The sequence below is a fragment of the Desulfovibrio sp. TomC genome, assembly GCF_000801335.2.
Lineage (GTDB): Bacteria > Desulfobacterota > Desulfovibrionia > Desulfovibrionales > Desulfovibrionaceae > Solidesulfovibrio.
On record NZ_JSEH01000001.1, the window covers coordinates 74594 to 92016 of the forward strand.

11 protein-coding genes are annotated in these 17423 nt (G+C 62.8%); 10 read left to right on the plus strand and 1 reads right to left on the minus strand.

Annotation, left to right across the window (positions count from 1 at the left end):
* Positions 1-2: 2 nt before the first annotated feature.
* Positions 3-2825, minus strand: a complete 2823-nt coding sequence (gene ileS, locus NY78_RS00450; RefSeq protein WP_043630427.1) for an isoleucine--tRNA ligase — start codon at positions 2823-2825, stop codon at positions 3-5.
* 236 nt (positions 2826-3061) lie between these two features.
* Here ileS and carB point away from each other — a divergent pair, with 236 nt between their 5' ends.
* The 10 genes from carB to NY78_RS00500 all read left to right on the plus strand — a co-directional run bounded on the left by carB (position 3062) and on the right by NY78_RS00500 (position 17380).
* On the plus strand, positions 3062-6298 hold the full coding sequence (gene carB / locus NY78_RS00455) for a carbamoyl-phosphate synthase large subunit (RefSeq protein ID WP_043630428.1): 3237 nt from the start codon (positions 3062-3064) through the stop codon (positions 6296-6298).
* A 16-nt stretch (positions 6299-6314) separates the two neighbouring features.
* A complete protein-coding gene (gene purF / locus NY78_RS00460) occupies positions 6315-7733 on the plus strand; it encodes an amidophosphoribosyltransferase (RefSeq protein ID WP_043630430.1) in 1419 nt (472 codons plus the stop codon).
* A 7-nt stretch (positions 7734-7740) separates the two neighbouring features.
* Positions 7741-8100, plus strand: coding sequence for a hypothetical protein (locus tag NY78_RS00465; protein WP_043630432.1), 360 nt, complete (start codon positions 7741-7743; stop codon positions 8098-8100).
* 409 nt (positions 8101-8509) lie between these two features.
* Entirely contained in the window at positions 8510-9838 is a 1329-nt protein-coding gene (locus NY78_RS00470; RefSeq protein WP_047959957.1) for a (Fe-S)-binding protein, read from the plus strand.
* Positions 9838-11898, plus strand: coding sequence for an FAD-dependent oxidoreductase (locus tag NY78_RS00475; protein WP_043630434.1), 2061 nt, complete (start codon positions 9838-9840; stop codon positions 11896-11898). Before NY78_RS00470 ends, NY78_RS00475 begins: the two co-directional genes overlap by 1 nt.
* Positions 11899-11981: 83 nt before the next feature.
* Positions 11982-13808, plus strand: coding sequence for an alkaline phosphatase family protein (locus tag NY78_RS00480; RefSeq protein WP_043630436.1), 1827 nt, complete (start codon positions 11982-11984; stop codon positions 13806-13808).
* A gap of 77 nt (positions 13809-13885) precedes the next feature.
* Positions 13886-14347 (plus strand): MarR family winged helix-turn-helix transcriptional regulator, encoded by a 462-nt coding sequence (locus NY78_RS00485; protein ID WP_043630437.1) that lies wholly within the window; start codon positions 13886-13888, stop codon positions 14345-14347.
* Positions 14348-14417: 70 nt separating this feature from the next.
* Positions 14418-15668, plus strand: a complete 1251-nt coding sequence (locus NY78_RS00490) for an MFS transporter (protein WP_043630439.1) — start codon at positions 14418-14420, stop codon at positions 15666-15668.
* A gap of 72 nt (positions 15669-15740) precedes the next feature.
* On the plus strand, positions 15741-16766 hold the full coding sequence (locus NY78_RS00495; RefSeq protein ID WP_043630440.1) for an aldo/keto reductase: 1026 nt from the start codon (positions 15741-15743) through the stop codon (positions 16764-16766).
* The gene (locus NY78_RS00500; RefSeq protein WP_043630442.1) at positions 16763-17380 is read left to right on the plus strand and encodes a phosphoribosyltransferase family protein; all 618 of its coding nucleotides are present in this window, start codon (positions 16763-16765) and stop codon (positions 17378-17380) included. Before NY78_RS00495 ends, NY78_RS00500 begins: the two co-directional genes overlap by 4 nt.
* Positions 17381-17423: the final 43 nt, after the last annotated feature.

Genomic DNA, 17423 nt, shown 5'->3' on the forward strand with positions numbered 1-17423 from the left:
GTCTACATACCCTCTGCGGCCAAAACCGCGGCGCAACGCGGACACAGGTCAGGGGACTCTGGTCCGGCCATTTCCTCATAGTACACCCAGCAGCGGGCGCACTTCTCGCCAACAGCCCGGGACACACCGACAAAGGCCTTGGCAATGGTTTCGCAGGCCACAGCGTCGGCCGGCGCGGCCGCAGCCGCCTCAAGCGTCGCCTGGGACACGATAAACACTTCGCGCAGATCCATGCCCAGGCTTGAGACGGCCTCAAGCATTTCGTCGGGCAGGTACAGAACCACGGCCGTCTCCAGGGAATGGCCCACCTCGCCGGCCTTGCGCCGGGGTTCGATGGCCCGGGTGACCTCGCCGCGCAGGGCCAGGACCAGCTCCAGGCGCTCCCGGGTGGCATCGTCCAGGAGCCAGGGAGCAACATCGACAGGAGCCAGGGTGAAGACCGAATCGCCCTCGCCGCGCTGGCACGTCGGGGTGTGACGAAACACCTCTTCGGCGGTAAACGACAAAATAGGGGCCATATCCCGCAACAGCAGCAGCAAAATACGCCACAGGGCCGACTGGGCCGAACGCCGCTCCAGCGAGTCGGTCGCCGAAACGTAGAGGCGGTCCTTTAAGATGTCGAGATAAAAGGCGGACAAATCCGTGACGCACTGGTTGTGCAGCGTATGGAAGACCTTGTGAAACTCGTAGAGCCCATAGGCTTCGGCCATGCGGACATGGCCCCGGGCCGCGCTGTCCAGGGCAAAGCGGTCGAGCGGCAGCATGGCCTCGGGCGCGACGTCATGGGTTGCCGGGTCGAAGTCGGACAGATTGCCGAGAATGAAGCGGCAGGTGTTGCGGATGCGGCGATAGGCTTCGACCAGACGGGCCAGGATTTCGTCGGAAATGCGGATATCGTCGCGGTAATCGACCGCCGACGTCCACAGGCGAAGGATCTCGGCCCCATGCTTGTCGATGATCTCCTGCGGTTCCATGCCGTTGCCAAGGGACTTGGACATCTTGCGGCCGTCGCCGTCCACCACGTAGCCGTGGGTGAGGACCTGACGGTAGGGGGCCTGTCCCCGCGTGCCCATGGCCGCAAGCAGGGAGCTGTGAAACCAGCCCCGGTGCTGATCCGAGCCTTCGAGATACATGTCGGCCGGAAAGCCCAGCTCCGGGCGCTTTTCCAACACGGCGGCAAAACTTGTGCCGGAATCGAACCAGACGTCGAGGATGTCGGTTTCCTTGCGGAAGTGGCTGCCGCCGCAGTGGGGGCAGGCCAGGCCCGCCGGCACGATGTCGGCCAGATCGGCCTCGAACCAGTAATCGCAGCCGCGCTCATGGCTGGCGAACTTTTCGGCCACCGAACGCATCCAGGCCGCGTCGTTGTAGGCCGTATCACAGGATTCGCACAGAAGGGCCAGGATCGGCACGCCCCAGGTCCGTTGGCGCGAGATGCACCAGTCCGGGCGAAAGGCAATCATATTATGGATGCGTTCCTTGCCCCAGGCCGGAATCCATTCCACATCGTTTTCGATGGCAGACAGGGCCTTCTGGCGCAACTCGCCGGCATCCATGGAAATAAACCATTGGGTGGTGGCCCGAAAAATCACTGGCTCCTTGCAGCGCCAACAATGGGGATAGGAGTGCTTGAGCTTTTTGGCCGCCAGCAGATGCCCGACTTCAGTGAGCTTCTCGATGACTTTGGGATTGGCTTCCCAAACGGTAAGACCGGCGAAATAGGGCACGACGTCAAGGAACCGGCCAGAGTCGTCCAGGGGCGAAAGCACCTCCAGGCCGTTGCGCAACCCCGTGTCATAGTCCTCGCGGCCGTGGCCAGGGGCAGTGTGGACAAGCCCGGTGCCGGCATCCAGGGTGACATAGTCGGCGGTGACGATGGGGGACGGGCGGTCGTAGAAGGGGTGCCGGGCAGCCAGGCCTTCCAGGGACGCGCCCGGGGCCTCGGCCAAAATGGCGGCGTCGGTCCAGCCGAACAGTTCGCTAACGCTCTCAACCAGCTCCCGGGCCAGGATATATTGGCTGTCCCCGGCCGCCACCAGGACGTAGTCGAAATCCGGATGCACGGCCACGGCCATGTTGTCCGGCAGCGTCCAGGGCGTGGTGGTCCAGATGACGGCATAGGTTTTGGCCGGGTCGGCCATGGGGAAGAGGTCTTTGATTTTGGGGTCAGGCAGGGGAAAGCGGACGAAAACCGACGGCGAGGTCTCGTCGGCGTATTCCACTTCGGCCTCGGCCAGGGCGGTCTGGCAGGACAGGCACCAGTGAATGGGCTTTTTGCCCCGGTAGACCGAACCGCGCTCCACGAAATCGCAAAGGGCCATGGCTGTTGCCGCTTCGTAGGAGGGGCGCATGGTCAGGTAAGGATCGTCCCAGTCGCCAAAAACGCCCAGACGCTTGAATTCCTTGCGCTGGATATCGACGAATTTCGTCGCATAGTCCCGGCACAGCCGGCGCACAGTGACGGCCGGCAGATTGGTCTTGCCCTTGGCCTTGAGCTCCTGGGACACCTTGTGTTCGATGGGCAGGCCGTGGCAGTCCCAGCCGGGCACGTAGGGGGCTTGCAAGCCGGCCATATGGCGCGACTTGACGATGATGTCCTTTAAAATCTTGTTAAGCGCATGGCCCATATGCAGATGCCCGTTGGCATAGGGAGGGCCGTCGTGCAGGATGTAGCGGGGAGCCCCTTCCCGGTCGGCGACCATGCGGCGATACAAGTCGCTTTCGGCCCAGAATTTGAGGGTTTCCGGCTCCTTCTCCTTCAAATTGGCCTTCATGGGAAAAGAGGTCTGGGGAAGCTTGAGGGTCTTTTTATAATCACTGCTCATGGAGTATCCTTGCGCTTGGACCGGCATCCGAGCGATGCCGGAGAAACAGGCTTTTTGAAACAAGGCGGCCGGGAAGTCAAGAAAGTGGGGAGGTCCCGTACGGCCAGGTTTTTCCGTGGCCGCATTGGCGTCTGGCCGCTCCCGACGCAAACCCCTTGCCCAACGGGCCGAAGTGGCTTATCCCTGTGCGGTTCCGCTTACATCGTTTCACCCTCTAAAAAAACACACCCACGCCCATGCCCAAACGGACGGACATTAAAAAAATCATGATCATCGGCTCGGGGCCCATTGTCATTGGACAGGCCTGCGAGTTCGACTATTCCGGGTCCCAGGCCGCCAAAGCCCTCAAAGAAGAGGGCTATGAAGTGGTCCTCGTCAATTCCAACCCCGCCACCATCATGACGGACCCGGGACTGGCCGACCGTACCTATATCGAGCCAATTGAGCCGGGGACCGTGGCCCGCATCATCGCCCGGGAAAGGCCTGATGCGCTCTTGCCGACGCTTGGCGGCCAGACGGGCCTCAATACGGCGGTGGCCCTGGCCGAATCCGGCGTCTTGGCCCAGTACGGCGTGGAGCTGGTCGGCGCATCCCTGGACGTCATTAAAAAGGCCGAGTCCCGTGACCTGTTCCGCAACGCCATGGAGAACATTGGCTTAAAGATTCCGCAAAGCGGTATCTGCCACACCATGGAGGACGTGCGCGAGTGGGGCAAGAAGATTCCTTTCCCCATCATCGTGCGCCCGGCCTTTACCCTGGGCGGCACCGGCGGCGGCGTGGCCTACAACCAGGAAGACCTGGAATCGATTTCCGCAGTCGGTCTGGCTGCCAGCATGAAAAGCGAAATCATGCTGGAACGCTCGGTCATCGGCTGGAAGGAATTCGAGCTTGAGGTCATGCGCGACAAGGCCGATAACTGCGTCATTATCTGCTCGATTGAAAACATCGATCCCATGGGCGTGCACACCGGCGATTCCATCACGGTGGCCCCGGCCCAGACGCTCACTGACGACGAATACCAGCAGATGCGCGATGCTGCCATCGCCATCATGCGCGAGATCGGCGTGGAAACCGGCGGTTCCAATGTCCAGTTTGCCGTCAATCCGGCCGACGGCGAGATGTTCATCATCGAGATGAATCCCCGGGTGTCGCGCTCCTCGGCCCTGGCCTCCAAGGCCACCGGTTTCCCCATCGCCAAGATCGCGGCCAAGCTGGCCGTCGGCTATACCCTTGACGAAATTCCCAACGACATCACCCGCGAGACCATGGCCTCCTTCGAGCCGACCATCGACTACTGTGTGGTCAAGATCCCGCGTTTCACCTTCGAAAAGTTCCCCGGCTCCGAAGATTATCTCACCACGGCCATGAAGAGCGTGGGCGAGGCCATGAGCATCGGCCGCAATTTCAAGGAAGCCATGCAAAAAGGCCTGCGCTCCCTGGAAATCGGGGCCACTGGCCTGTCCAATCTGACCGGCGTGTGTCAGGCCGATCGGGAGCAGGTGCTGGCCGATCTGCGCAAGCCCAATTCCCGTCGGCTTTTCCAGGTGCGCGAGGCCATGCGCTGCGGCGTCTCCCTGGAAGACATCTTCGATGCCACCTGGATTGATCCCTGGTACCTGCGCCAGCTCAAGGAAATCGTGGACATGGAAGGGCAGCTGGCTGTTTTCCCCAGGGAAAAAATCGCCGCGACCAACGCCGAATGCCGCGAATTGCTCCTGGCTGCCAAGAAAAACGGCTTTTCCGATCCGCAGATCGCCGAGCAGTTCGGCTTTGCCACGAGTCTTGAGGCCCGCAAGCTGCGCAAGGACATGGGCATCAACCCGACCTATTACTTGGTTGACACCTGTGCCGCAGAATTTGAGGCCTACACGCCGTATTACTATTCGACCTACGAAACCGGCCACGAAGTGGCCCCCAAGGCCGCCCGCAAGGTGGTCATCCTCGGCGGCGGTCCCAACCGCATCGGCCAGGGCATCGAGTTTGACTACTGCTGCTGCCACGCCTCCTACGCGCTACGCGAGATGGGCGTGGAATCCATCATGGTCAACTCCAACCCCGAAACCGTGTCCACCGATTATGACACCTCCGACCGCCTGTATTTCGAGCCGCTGACCTTTGAAGATGTGCTCAACATCATCGAGGTCGAAAAGCCCGAAGGCATTATCGTCCAGTTCGGCGGCCAGACCCCGCTCAATCTGGCGGTGCCGCTTCTCAACGCCGGCGTGCGCATCCTTGGCACCTCCCCGGACAGCATTGACCGGGCCGAAAACCGCGAACGCTTCCAGGCCATGTTGCAAAAGTTGGGCCTTCGCCAGCCGGAGAACGGCACGGCCTTTACCGTCGAGGACGCCGCCGTCATTGCCGACAAGATCGGCTATCCCGTGGTGGTGCGCCCCTCCTATGTGCTCGGCGGCCGGGCCATGGAGATCGTCTACGACCGGGCCGACCTCGAGAACTACTTCAAAGTGGCCGTGGTGGCCTCGGGCAAACACCCCATCCTCATCGACAAGTTCCTGGTCAACGCCATTGAGGTGGATGTGGATGCCGTGTGCGACGGCGCCGACACCTATGTGGCCGGCGTCATGGAGCACATCGAAGAGGCCGGCATCCACTCCGGCGATTCGGCCTGCGTGTTGCCGCCCCACAGCCTTGATCCGGCGCTTATTCAAGAGATCGAACGCCAGACCGAAGCCCTGGCCAATGAGCTTGAGGTCGTTGGCCTCATGAACATCCAGTTCGCGGTCAAGGACGGCGACATCTATATTCTGGAAGTCAATCCCCGGGCCTCGCGCACCTCGCCCTTCGTGTCCAAGGCCACGGGCGTGCCCCTGGCCAAGCTGGCGACCAGGGTCATCATGGGCGGCAAGCTCAAGGACTTAAATCCCTGGGCCGAGCGCAAATCCGGCTATTATTCGGTCAAGGAATCGGTGTTCCCGTTTAACCGCTTCCCGGGCGTGGACGTGCTGCTCGGACCGGAAATGCGTTCCACCGGCGAGGTCATGGGCATCGACAAGTCGGTCGGTCTGGCCTTCATGAAAAGCCAGCTCGGCGCGGGCCAGAACCTGCCCCAGTCCGGGACGGTGTTCATTTCCGTAGCCGACAACGCCAAGGACGACGTGCTTCCCGCCGCCCAGATATTAAGCGAAGTGGGCTTTCGCATCATGGCCACCAAGGGGACGGCCGCCTATCTGGCAGGGAAGGGCATTGCCGTCACCCCGGTCATGAAGGTCTTCGAGGGCCGGCCCCACGTGGTCGACCACATGAAGAACCGGGAGATCGACCTCGTTATCAATCTCGTTTCCGACAAGCGCACCGTGCGCGATTCCCTGACCATCCGTCAGACGGCCCTGCTGTACGGCATCCCGTACACGACCACGGCGGCTGGCGCCAAAGCCATGGCCCAGGCCATCCGCGAGATGGACGGGGCAGGGCTTACCGTCAAAAGCCTTCAGGAGTACTACGGGGACAACTAGCCCCGGGCGACGCACCATGAAAAAGGAATATTGCGGACTGTTCGGCATCTACGGCCACCCCGAGGCGGCCCGGATGACCTACTTCGGACTCTACGCCCTGCAGCATCGCGGGCAGGAGTCGGCCGGCATCGTCACCTGGGACGGCACCCGTATCCGCGAACAGCGCGGCATGGGGCTTGTGGCCGACGTTTTTAGCGAACGTCACCTGGGCAAGGAACTCAAAGGGACCGTAGCGGTGGGGCACATCCGCTATTCCACCACCGGCGCTTCGCTCCTGCGCAACTGCCAGCCGTTTCTGGTGCGCTTTGGCGACTACCATCTGGCCATTGCCCACAACGGCAACCTGGTCAACACCTTGGAGTTGCGTCAGGAACTGGAAGCCTCCGGCTCTATCTTCCAGACCACCATCGACTCCGAGGTGTTCGTACATCTTATTGCCAAGTACTTAAACGGCCATTCCCTGGAAGAAGCCGTCATTATGGCCTGCAACAAGGTCAAGGGCGCGTACTCCATCCTGCTTCTGGCCAATGACAAGATCATTGCGGTGCGCGATCCCCATGGCATCCGCCCGCTCATGCTCGGCCGCATGGGCGACGCCTATGTGCTGGCCTCCGAGACCTGCGCCTTTGACCTCATGGAGGCCGAGGCCATCCGGTCGGTGGCTCCGGGCGAGATGCTCGTCATCCAGGACCGCCGGCTCCAGTCCTATCGTATCTGTGATCCACAGCCTGTTCGCCAGTGTATCTTTGAGCTGGTCTATTTTGCCCGGCCCGATTCGGAAGTCTTTGGCGAGGTGGTCTACGAACGGCGCAAGCATATGGGTTCGATCCTGGCCAGTGAAGCGCCTGTGGACGCCGACTACGTCATGCCCTTCCCGGACTCCGGGTTCTATGCCGCCATAGGCTATTCCCAGGCCTCGGGACTGCCCTTTGAGATGAGCATGGTGCGCAATCACTATGTGGGCCGCACTTTTATCCAGCCCTCCCAGGACATGCGCGATTTCAGCGTGCGGGTGAAGCTCAATCCGGTCAAGAGCATGATCAAGGGCAAGCGCATCCTCATTGTCGAGGACTCCATCGTGCGAGGCACCACCATCCGCACCCGGGTCAAGCGTCTGCGTGAACTCGGCGCGCGCGAGATTCACATGCGCGTATCCTGTCCGCCCATCCGCTACCCCTGCTTTTACGGCATTGATTTCTCCTCCAAAGGGGAACTCATTGCCGCCCACCAGTCCGTGGACGATATCGCCCGTTTCATCGGCCTTGATTCGCTGCATTACCTGAGCATCGAGGGGCTGCTTGAAGCCGTGCATTGCAAGAGCGGCCAGGAACCGCCGTACTGTCTGGCCTGTTTCGATGGCCAGTACATCATTCCGCCGTGCGGCGAGGGCCTTAAAACCTGCATGGACGACGTATCCGTGGCCCTTTCCTGGTAAATGTCCGATGGCTTTTGATGTCAGTGCCGCCTTTGCTTCGGCCAAGGATAAGTCCCTGTCCAAGCTGCTTTTGTCCGCTGCCAAGCCTTTTTTGAAAGAATTCGGCGAGGTGGTGAACGTGACCATCAACAGCAGCGCCCGGACACTCAAAATTGAAGTGCTCCCTCTGGGGGAGCAGGAATCCATTTGGGTGGAGCTGACCGGCTATGCCCTGGCCACCGACGAGACCGGACGCGGCTGGTTGACCTTTGACCAGCTTTCCACCTCCCGCCAGTGGCTGACCCGAGTGGCGGAAAAGGCCCTGCCCGAGCGGCGGCTCAAACTGCCTTCGGCCACGCCCATGGCCTTGCTCCAGACCATGTTGTAGTCGGTTGGGGAACATTGCGGAACGAATGCAAGGCGCATCGGGATACCCGGTGCGCCTTTTTTTGCTTGGCGTCGCCCAGACTCGCCATGGCTGGTCACGAAGTGGCCCAGGGGCGTGTCTGACTGGAGCACAGAGTCAACCAACTTGGATGCATATTTTTATTTCCCCCATTTTCTTCCGTAAATTCAATCCGATTGCCCGTGCCCGGCCTGAAGGGGACTGAATTGTCAATTTTAATTTAGTTTCCCGTATGTTAAGGGGCCCTATCGGCGAATGTCTCGGCATTGGATATGCCGTGTCGACACTGCTTTCCTCACGAAACCATTGGAGACAGCAGAGGTCGCTCGGCCCGATCCTGGTGTCACTCTTTTGCCGTCCCGCGTCGCCACACCTAAGGAGACCGCCTGCCATGGAGCCTTTGGAACTCGCCGTCGCCTCGTCGGAACTCAGAGACCGGCTCCAGGCCCTCGACGTCCGGTCGTGCCTTGGCTGCGGGGCCTGCGCCAGCGGCTGTCCCATTCCCGGCACACCGGGCATGGAGGGGTTTGATCCCCGGGTGGCGGTGCGCCTTATCGCCATGGGCCGCGAGGCGGAAGTGGCGGCCTCGGCCTTTCCCTGGGTCTGTACCAGCTGCGGCCGGTGTTCCCATGTCTGTCCCATGGGTATTGATCTGACAGCTGTCTTCAGCCTGCTGCGCGGTCTGGTCCCCCGTTCCAAAGTCCCGGGAACGCTCGAAAAGGGTGTTTCATCGGTATTGGAAACCGGCAACACCCTGGCTATCCCTCTGGAAGACTTTCTCGACACCTTAAGCGACATTGGCGGTGAATTGGCCGAGGAGGAGTGTCCTGGCTTTTATGTGCCCGTGGACCAGCCCGGAGCCGATCTCCTCGTGTTTCTCAATTCCAAGGAAGTCTTCGGCGATTTCGACGATCTCAAATGGTGGTGGCGCATCTTCTATAATGCCCGGGAACACTGGACCGTGCCGTCGCGCAACTGGGAAGCCGAGGACTGGGGGCTTTTCACCGGCAATCCCGATGTCTCCCTGGTGCTGGCCCGGCGCAAGCTTGATCTCATGCGCAGTCTCGGGGCAGCCCGGCTGCTCATCCCCGACTGCGGCGGCGGATCCTACGGCTGTCGCATGGGGCTTAAAACCTGCGCCCTGGAAGATCCGTCGCATCAGGTCGATTCCCAGTATTTCTACGACTATCTGCTGGGCCTGATCGATTCGGGCCGCATCCGTCTCGATCCTACCCGCAATGCCGGACGCACCTTCGTCTGGCATGACGCCTGCAAACACGGTCGCGAACTGGAACGCCACTTCGGCAAGGGCTATTACGATGAGCCACGCGCCATCCTGGCCCATTGTGTCGGCGCACAAAATGTTGTGGCCATGACTCCCGATCGGGCCAACAACTACTGCTGCGGCGCCGGCGGCGGCAACTGGCCCATGCCTTTTGAAAAGGAATCGGCCGCCCATGGCCGGTTCAAAGTAGCCCAGCTCGAAGCCTGCCGGGCCGATGTGGTGGTGGTCGGCTGCGCCAACTGCCGTGACCAGCTGCAAAAACGCCTGCCCCGGTTTTTCCCTGGTCGCTGCAACTACGAAGTCAAATACCTCTGGCAGCTTGTGGCGGAGACCATGATTGCGACGCCCTGGACGCCAGCCGAGGTCGAAGCGGCCACAGAACGCAGCCGGCTGCAACACCAGCATTTTGAAGCTGAACTGGACGGAGGCTTTTGATGGACTCCCGACAGCCACTCCCCATTCTTGTGGTCGGCAGCGGCATGGCCGGCTTGCGGGCGGCGCTTGATCTGGCTGCGGCCGGCGCAGACGTCCTTCTTGTCGAGGCCGGCACTCGCCTTGGCGGCAGCCTGTCCCACGTGGCGATCCTGGCCCAAACCGGCCAACCCATCCGAGACCAGCTTGATGCCCTGACCAGGGAAGTCCAGGAGCATCCGGCCATCACGGTCCGGCTGGGGCAGCGCCTGGAGTCTTTTGCCGGCCAGCCCGGGGCGTTTCGCGCCGGGCTGGCCCAGCCAGGAGTGCAGGACCGGGAGGAGGTTGCGGTCTCGTGCCTTATCCTGGCCACGGGCAGCGTCCCGTTTCATCCGGGAAGCCTCGATTTCCTGGGGCACGGCGTCATACCGGACGTAGTCACAAGTCTCGATTTGGAAGCCATGCTCGCCAGAAAGGGCGGCATTGTGCGTCCTTCCGACGGCCAGCCACCGCTTTCGGTCGCCTTTATGCAGTGCGTTGGTTCACGGATGCTTCAGCCGCTGGATCGGCCGGCCTGCTGCGCCACCGGTTGCGCCGTAACCGTGCGTCAGGCCCTGGCCATGCCTCAGGCCAGACGCATTATCTGCGCCATTGATCTGCGCGCCCATGTGCCCGGAACCCAGGAGGCGCTCCATCAGGCAGAATCCGAGGGGGTCGCCCTGCGTCACATCCGCCCCCACACCCTGGAACCGGGACCGGACGGACGGGGGGTGGACTATCGCTTTGTAGACGAACAGGGCCAAGAGTGCCGGGAATCCGTGGATATGGTCGTATTGGCCGTGGGCGTCGGGCTGTCGGTCAGCACCCGGGCCATGCTCGAGGCCTCAGGGGTGGCGACCGGACGGCATGGCTTTGTGGCGACACAGCCGTTTGCACCCGTGGCCACCAGCCGGCCGGGCGTCTTTGTGGCCGGCAATCTGCGTGGTCCGGGCGAGGCGGCCCTGGCCGTGGTCCAAGGCTCGGCCGCAGCCTGTGAGGCGTGGACCGCGTTTGGCCCGAAAGAGGCACAGGCAACGACAGCGCCAGCCCTGGTGCTCGGCGGCGGGGTGGCCGGGCTGGCCTGTGGGTTGCGTCTGGCCCAGTGTGGTATTCCCGTGACCCTGGTCGAGTCTACCGACCGTCTGGGCGGCAATCCGCGCAAGCACCCGACGATCTGGAAAGGCCAGGAGACCAGGGAAGCCGTTGCCGCCATGGCCCAGGCAGTCCTTGACCACCCCGGTGTCACCGTGCTGACCGAGGCACGGCTGGTCGGCCTCTCCGGAGGGCCGGGGGCCTGGACCGGGCACCTTGACACGCCCCAAGGCCCTTGCGCCAGGGCCTTTGGCGCAGCCGTTTTGGCCCTAGGCGGCAGCGAAATCCGGCCGGACGAATATCTTCTTGGCCGCGATCCCCGGGTCATGACCCAGCTTGAATTCGAGAACTGGCGGCGCTCCCATCCCGCACCGGACGAAGTGCCGCGATCCGTGGTTTTCATCCAGTGCGTCGGGTCGCGGCAACCCTGCGGGTACACCGCCTGCGCCAGGCTGTGCTGCTCCCAGGCCCTGTGCGCTGCCGTGGACGTCAAAAAAAGCCGTCCCGATGCCCAGGTGGCTGTTTTTTATCGCGACATCACAGCCTACGGCGAAGCCGAGGACATCTATACCGAGGCCAGACGCCTCGGCGTGCTTTTTTTCCGCTACGACCCGGATGCTGCGCCCCGGGTAGAGCGGTTGGGCACCGATCTGGCCGTGACCGGCGAAGACAGCCTGCTTGGGCGGCCGGTGCGGCTTCGTCCGGACCGGGTTGTCCTGGCGACGCCACTGGCCGCCGCCGGCGTCGCTGCAATGGCAGCCCTGTTTGCCGTGCCGACCGATGCCCTGGGATTTTTGTCCCCGGTCCATCCGGTGCTCTTTCCGGTGGATCTGCCCCGGCCCGGCCTTTTTGCCGCCGGAGTGTGCCTTGGTCCCAAACCCCTCGACGAGTCCTTTGCCGAAGCCCAGGCGGCGGCCATGCGAGCCGCTGTTTTTCTGACTGGACGTGCCTGACCGGCCTGTCTGGGCAGGGCGAACCATTCGTGCTACAGCGGGGAGATGACCATTTCCCAACAGCAACGCACGGAATTTTGCCCATGAATCGCCCCAAGACCTCTGCCAAAGCCCTTGTCCTTGGCATCGACGGACTCGACCCGGTGTTGTGTCGCCGGCTCATGGCCGCCGGCCGGCTGCCCCATCTGGCCCGGCTGGCCGCAACCGGCTGTTTCGCCGCCCTGGCCACGGCCAATCCGGCCCAGAGCCCGGTGGCCTGGACCTGTCTGGCCACCGGGGCCAATCCCGGCCAACACGGCATCTTCGATTTCATTATCCGCGCGCCGGGAACCTATCTGCCCCGGCTGTCGCTCACCCGACCCGGCCCGGGCGGCCTGCCCCAGCCGGCATACAATTGTGAAACTTTTTTTGAGGTCGCGGCCAAGGCTGGCCTACCGGTGACCGCCGTACGTTGGCCGGTCACCTATCCGCCGGCCTTTGCCGGGGTGACGACCCTGGCCGGCCTGGGTGCGCCCGACGTCAAGGGCCGTCTTGGCAACTACGTCCAATACGCCGAGGACGCAGGGGCAACCGGGGGAGGGCGTGGCAAGTTCGTGCCGGTGCGCTTTACCGACGGCTTCGCCGTGGTGTCCGTGGAAGGTCCCATGACTCCGGTGACGGGCCGGAAGACGCCGGCCGTTGTGCCCCTGGAATTGACCCGGACAGAGGGACGGTTGTCTTATGTCGTATGCGGCCAGTCAGGCAGTCTCGAACCCGGCGGCTGGTCGCCGTATCTGACGCTTGATTTCAACGTCGGCCAGGGCCGGCAGGTGCGGGGACTGACCCGGCTGTGGCTGGGAAGGCTCAGCCCGCTTGAACTCTACCTCGGCCCGGTGCAGGTCGATCCCACGAGGCCCGATCTGCCTATTGCCGCGCCGGCCGGGTACGCAGCCGAACTGGCCGGTGCCCTCGGCGGACCGTTTTCCACCCTGGGAATGCCTGAAGAAACCAAAGGACTGACCGACGGAGTCATGACCGACGAGGCCTTTTTGGCCTTGTGCGACGAGGTGACGCGCGAGCGCGAGGCCATGCTGGATTTTGAGCTGGGCCGGTTCCGGGCAGGGCTGCTGTCCGTGGTGTTCGACACATCCGACCGCATCCAGCACTGTTTCTGGCGGCTGGCCGACCCCAGCCATCCGCTTTACGACGCAGCCGAGGCTGCCCGTCTGGGGCCGGTCATCGATGAGCACATGGTCCGCATGGATGCGATGGTCGGCCGGGCCATGGCCGCCGCCGGCGACGATACGGCCCTTTTTGTCTGCTCGGACCACGGCTTTTGCTCCTATACCCGGTCCTTGAATCTCAATGCCTGGCTGGTTCGGGAAGGCTACATGAAGCTTACGCCCCACGATCCGGCGGATAGCGGCGAACTCTTTCGCCACGTGGACTGGACAGCTACCCGGGCCTTTGCCCTGGGGTTTGGTTCGGTCTGTCTCAATATTGCCGGCCGGGAGCAACAGGGCGTGGTGCCGCCCGACGAGGCCGACGCCCTGGCCAGGGAGATTGCCAGCGGTCTTGAAGCCCTCACGGATGCCGGCGATTCGCCAGTGGCTGCTGTCCACCACAAGGCCGCCCTCTACCATGGGCCGCTGGCCGGGCAGGCTCCGGATCTGGTGGTTGGCTGTCGTCCGCCCTACCGTGTGGCCTGGACGTCGGCCATTGGCGGCGCCGGGGGAGAGGTTTTTAGCGACAATCGCCAGAAATGGTCGGGGGATCACTGCGTGGACGCCTCGTTTGTTCCGGGTTCGCTTTTTTCCAACCTGCCTCTGGCTGCAGCCGACGGCGTAGCCCAGACCCGACTGGCGGCCACGGTCTGTCGGACGCTTGGGCTGGTGCCGGCAGCGCATATGGAGCCTGACTTGTTTCAATAAGCGGGCCATGCCCTTGACGCAGCCCAGGGTCAGGCTTATTGTTTCATAAACTAACTAATCGCGGGAAGGGTACAGCCATGGCCGATCCCCTCGACACCTGCGCTCGTGAATTGCTCGACGTCATGCCGCTGGTCATGCAGGATTTACGGCGCACCATGCGCAGCCAAAGCGCACCCGATCTTCGCGTGCCGGAACTGCGCAGTCTGGCGTTTTTGCGCTGCAATCCCGGTTCCAATCTCACGGATTTAGCCGAGTATATCGGCGTTTCCCTACCCTCCATGTCCAAACTGGTCGACACGTTGACCGCTCGCGGCTTTATCGTGCGCACTCCGGATGCCCAGGATCGACGACGGGTGCGCCTGGACCTCACCGAAACGGGGCTGGGCATTTTGGCCAAGGCCCGGGAAGCGGTCAAAGCTTCCTTCGCCGCCAAACTGGCCAAGCTTGCGCCACAGGACGTGGAACGGGTCACGGCCAGCATGAACCTGCTGCACGCTCTGTTTGCCATTACCCCGGAGACCGGCCCGGCAAGCGGTTAACCACACGGTTGCTGGAACAAATCAACCATACAGCCGCGGCAGCCCATCGGGCTGCCGCCGGTTTACAGTAATGCCCATCTTATCGAATCCGCCCGGCAGTCTGCTTCTACGGTCTTTTCGCCATCGCAACTTCCGGCTTTTTTTCACCGGCCAGTTTATCTCCCTGACCGGCACCTGGATGCAGTCAGTGGCCGTGTCCTGGCTGGTCTACCGCTTGACCGGATCGAGCATGGCCCTGGGACTCGTAGGATTTGCCAGCCATATCCCGGTGTTTTTGTTCGGACTCTTCGGCGGCTGTCTGGCTGATCGCGGCAACAAACGGGCTATTCTCATCGCGGCCCAGGCTGCGGCCATGCTGCAAGCCCTGACCCTGGCCGCCCTGACCCTGTCTGGAACCGCCAATGTCTGGCTGGTCGTCTCCCTGGCCACATTCCTGGGTCTGGTCAATGCTGTGGATATGCCCACCCGCCAGGCTTTTGTGGTGGATATGGTGGGGCGCGAGGACCTGCACAACGCCATTGCGCTTAATTCCTCCATGTTCAACAGCGCCCGGGTGGTTGGCCCGGCCCTGGCCGGCGTGCTGGTGGCCGCCATTGGCGAGGGCTGGTGCTTTCTGGTCAATGGACTCAGTTATCTGGCCGTCATCGCCGCCTTGGCCGCCATGCGCCTGCCGCCTTCCCAACCCTCCTGCGGCTCCGGCTCGGTTTCGGGCCATGTCGGCCAGGGGTTGGCCTATGCCTGGGACGACCGGCCGATACGCTCGATCCTGGCAAGCCTTGTCGTCACGAGTCTTTTTGCCTCGTCCTACATGGTGTTGTTGCCGGTGGTCGTCAACACGGTCCTTGGCCATGGGGCCCAGGCTCTGGGATTTCTCATGGCCGCAACAGGCGTTGGCAGTGTGCTGGCCGCCCTGTTGCTTGCCCTGCGCCAGAAGAGTCGAGGCCTTTCCCGATGGCGGATCGTTTCCGGCCTGGGCGTGGGGCTGGTCATGCTGGCGTTTGCCTTCTCCCGGACATTTTGGCTCTCGGCGTTTCTGTCGATGATCCTGGGATTCTGTCTGATCTTTTTCTTCGCCGCCTCCAATACGATGCTGCAACTGCGAAGTCCGGACGCCATGCGGGGTCGCATCATGGCCCTGTATTCCGTCACCCTGGTCGGCATGGCCCCCTTCGGGTCGTTGCTGGCCGGGGCGGCGGCCAGTCTTCTGGACGCGCCGACCACCATCGCCCTGGCCGGCGGCCTGTGCGTGGCCGGGGTGGCCCTGTCCACGGTTCTGGACCGGAAGCCGGGGCAGGAGCAGTCGGCCTCAAGGCCCTGTTGACAATTACGGGAGACTGCGGCCAGACAATGGCTGGCCCGCACAGCCGCTTGAGTGCGGCAAAGGAGATGGACAATGCAGACGCGGACACTGGGCAACACCGGCCTTGCCACCTCGGCCATCGGCTTTGGCGGCATCCCCATCATTCGTCTGGGGCGCGACGAGGCAGCCGCCTTGCTGCGCCATGCCGTGGATCGGGGCATCACCTTTTTTGATACGGCCAACCGGTACATGGACAGTGAAGAGAAGATGGGGCTGGCCTTTGCCGGCATCCGCGACAAGGTGGTCATTGCCACCAAGACCGGGATGCGCGGAGCCAAAGAGGCCATGGAAGAGCTGGAACTGAGCCTGACGCGCCTTCAAACCGACTATATCGACCTGTACCAGCCGCATCAGGTCTCCAACCCCGAGGAATTTGCCGCCTTGATGGGTCCGGGCGGGGCCATGGACGCCCTGCGAAAGGCCCAGGAGCAGGGGAAAATCCGCCATATCGGCATCACCTCCCACAGTTTGGAGATGGCCCGCAAGCTCGTGGCCACGGGACTTTTTGCCACCATCCAGTTTCCCTATAACATCGTTGAGACCGAAGCGGCCGCCGAACTGTTCCCCGAGGCTCTGGCCCAGGGCATGGGCATTCTGGTCATGAAACCCTTTGCCGGCGGAATGCTCGATGACGGCGATCTGGCCCTGCGCTTTTTGCGTCGGCAGTCCGACCTGCTGGTGTTGGCCGGCTGTGACACGGCAGAGCAGGTGGATCAGGCCGTGGATGTCTTTTCCGGCGAGGCTGTCTGGACCGAGGCCGACGAGGCCAAGACCGAGGCTTATCGCCAGGAATTGGGGTCGCGGTTTTGCCGGCGTTGTGAATACTGCCAGCCCTGTCCCCAGGGCGTGCGTATCACCTACGCCATGATGTATCGGGTGGTGGCCAAGCGGATGTCGCCGGCCAAGGCCGTGAATTTTGCCGGCGCGACCATGGAGACGGTGCGCGAGTGCGTCGACTGCGGCGAATGCGCCACGCGCTGCCCCTACAATCTGCCCATTCCGGAAATGCTGCAGGAGTATCTGGCCCTGTACGACAGCCACCGGCAGGAAGCCCAGTGACGCCGGCCGGGCCGGCCCTGGCCGAACGATTCTGGCAGGCCGGGGCGGTCACCGTCTCGGCCGGACCCATCACGCTCAAATCCGGGCGGGTCAGCCATGTCTATGTCTCGCTGCGCCATTTCGTGTGCAACCCGGGCAATCTGAAGGCGCTTGGCGATGTGTTCGGAACATGGCTGGGCGAACGGCGACTGGTCCTTGGCAGCGTGTCGAGCCTGCTCTCGCCGGTCCTTTGCGGGGCCTTTGCAGCTCGATTCGGCCTGCCGCTGGCCCTTTTTCGACCGGACGCTTCGGAGAAAGGGTTGGCCGGGCAGGTGTTTGGCGGCGAGGCCGGGCGGCCGGTCGTGCTGCTCGACGATGTGCTCACTTCCGGCGGCACGGCCCTGGCTGCGGCCAAGGCCTTTGCCGGCCAGGGGCTGGGCGAGGTCTCGCTCTATGTCTTTGTGGACAAGCGGCCAACCGGAGTGCGGGCGGAGTTTACCCTGCCTGTGGCCGCGCTGCTGACGCTTACGGAACTGCTCGGACACGGCTTGGCCGCAGGCCATATCGCTGGTCCGGCCGTGGCTTGGGCCGAGGAGGAACTGGCGTTTCTGGAAGGCTCCCGCCGCACCACCTAAAAGCAGCAACTATTTGCAATAATAGGTTGTTATTTGGCTGTTA

What these genes read in the sequence shown, in the direction of transcription:
- NY78_RS00485 (WP_043630437.1), top strand. Translation starts at nt 13,886, where the DNA reads ATGGCCGATCCCCTCGACACCTGCGCTCGTGAATTGCTCGACGTCATG.
- NY78_RS00475 (WP_043630434.1), top strand. Translation starts at nt 9,838, where the DNA reads ATGGACTCCCGACAGCCACTCCCCATTCTTGTGGTCGGCAGCGGCATG.
- NY78_RS00465 (WP_043630432.1), top strand. Translation starts at nt 7,741, where the DNA reads ATGGCTTTTGATGTCAGTGCCGCCTTTGCTTCGGCCAAGGATAAGTCC.
- NY78_RS00495 (WP_043630440.1), top strand. Translation starts at nt 15,741, where the DNA reads ATGCAGACGCGGACACTGGGCAACACCGGCCTTGCCACCTCGGCCATC.
- NY78_RS00480 (WP_043630436.1), top strand. Translation starts at nt 11,982, where the DNA reads ATGAATCGCCCCAAGACCTCTGCCAAAGCCCTTGTCCTTGGCATCGAC.
- ileS (WP_043630427.1), bottom strand. Translation starts at nt 2,825, where the DNA reads ATGAGCAGTGATTATAAAAAGACCCTCAAGCTTCCCCAGACCTCTTTT.
- NY78_RS00490 (WP_043630439.1), top strand. Translation starts at nt 14,418, where the DNA reads ATGCCCATCTTATCGAATCCGCCCGGCAGTCTGCTTCTACGGTCTTTT.
- carB (WP_043630428.1), top strand. Translation starts at nt 3,062, where the DNA reads ATGCCCAAACGGACGGACATTAAAAAAATCATGATCATCGGCTCGGGG.
- NY78_RS00470 (WP_047959957.1), top strand. Translation starts at nt 8,510, where the DNA reads ATGGAGCCTTTGGAACTCGCCGTCGCCTCGTCGGAACTCAGAGACCGG.
- purF (WP_043630430.1), top strand. Translation starts at nt 6,315, where the DNA reads ATGAAAAAGGAATATTGCGGACTGTTCGGCATCTACGGCCACCCCGAG.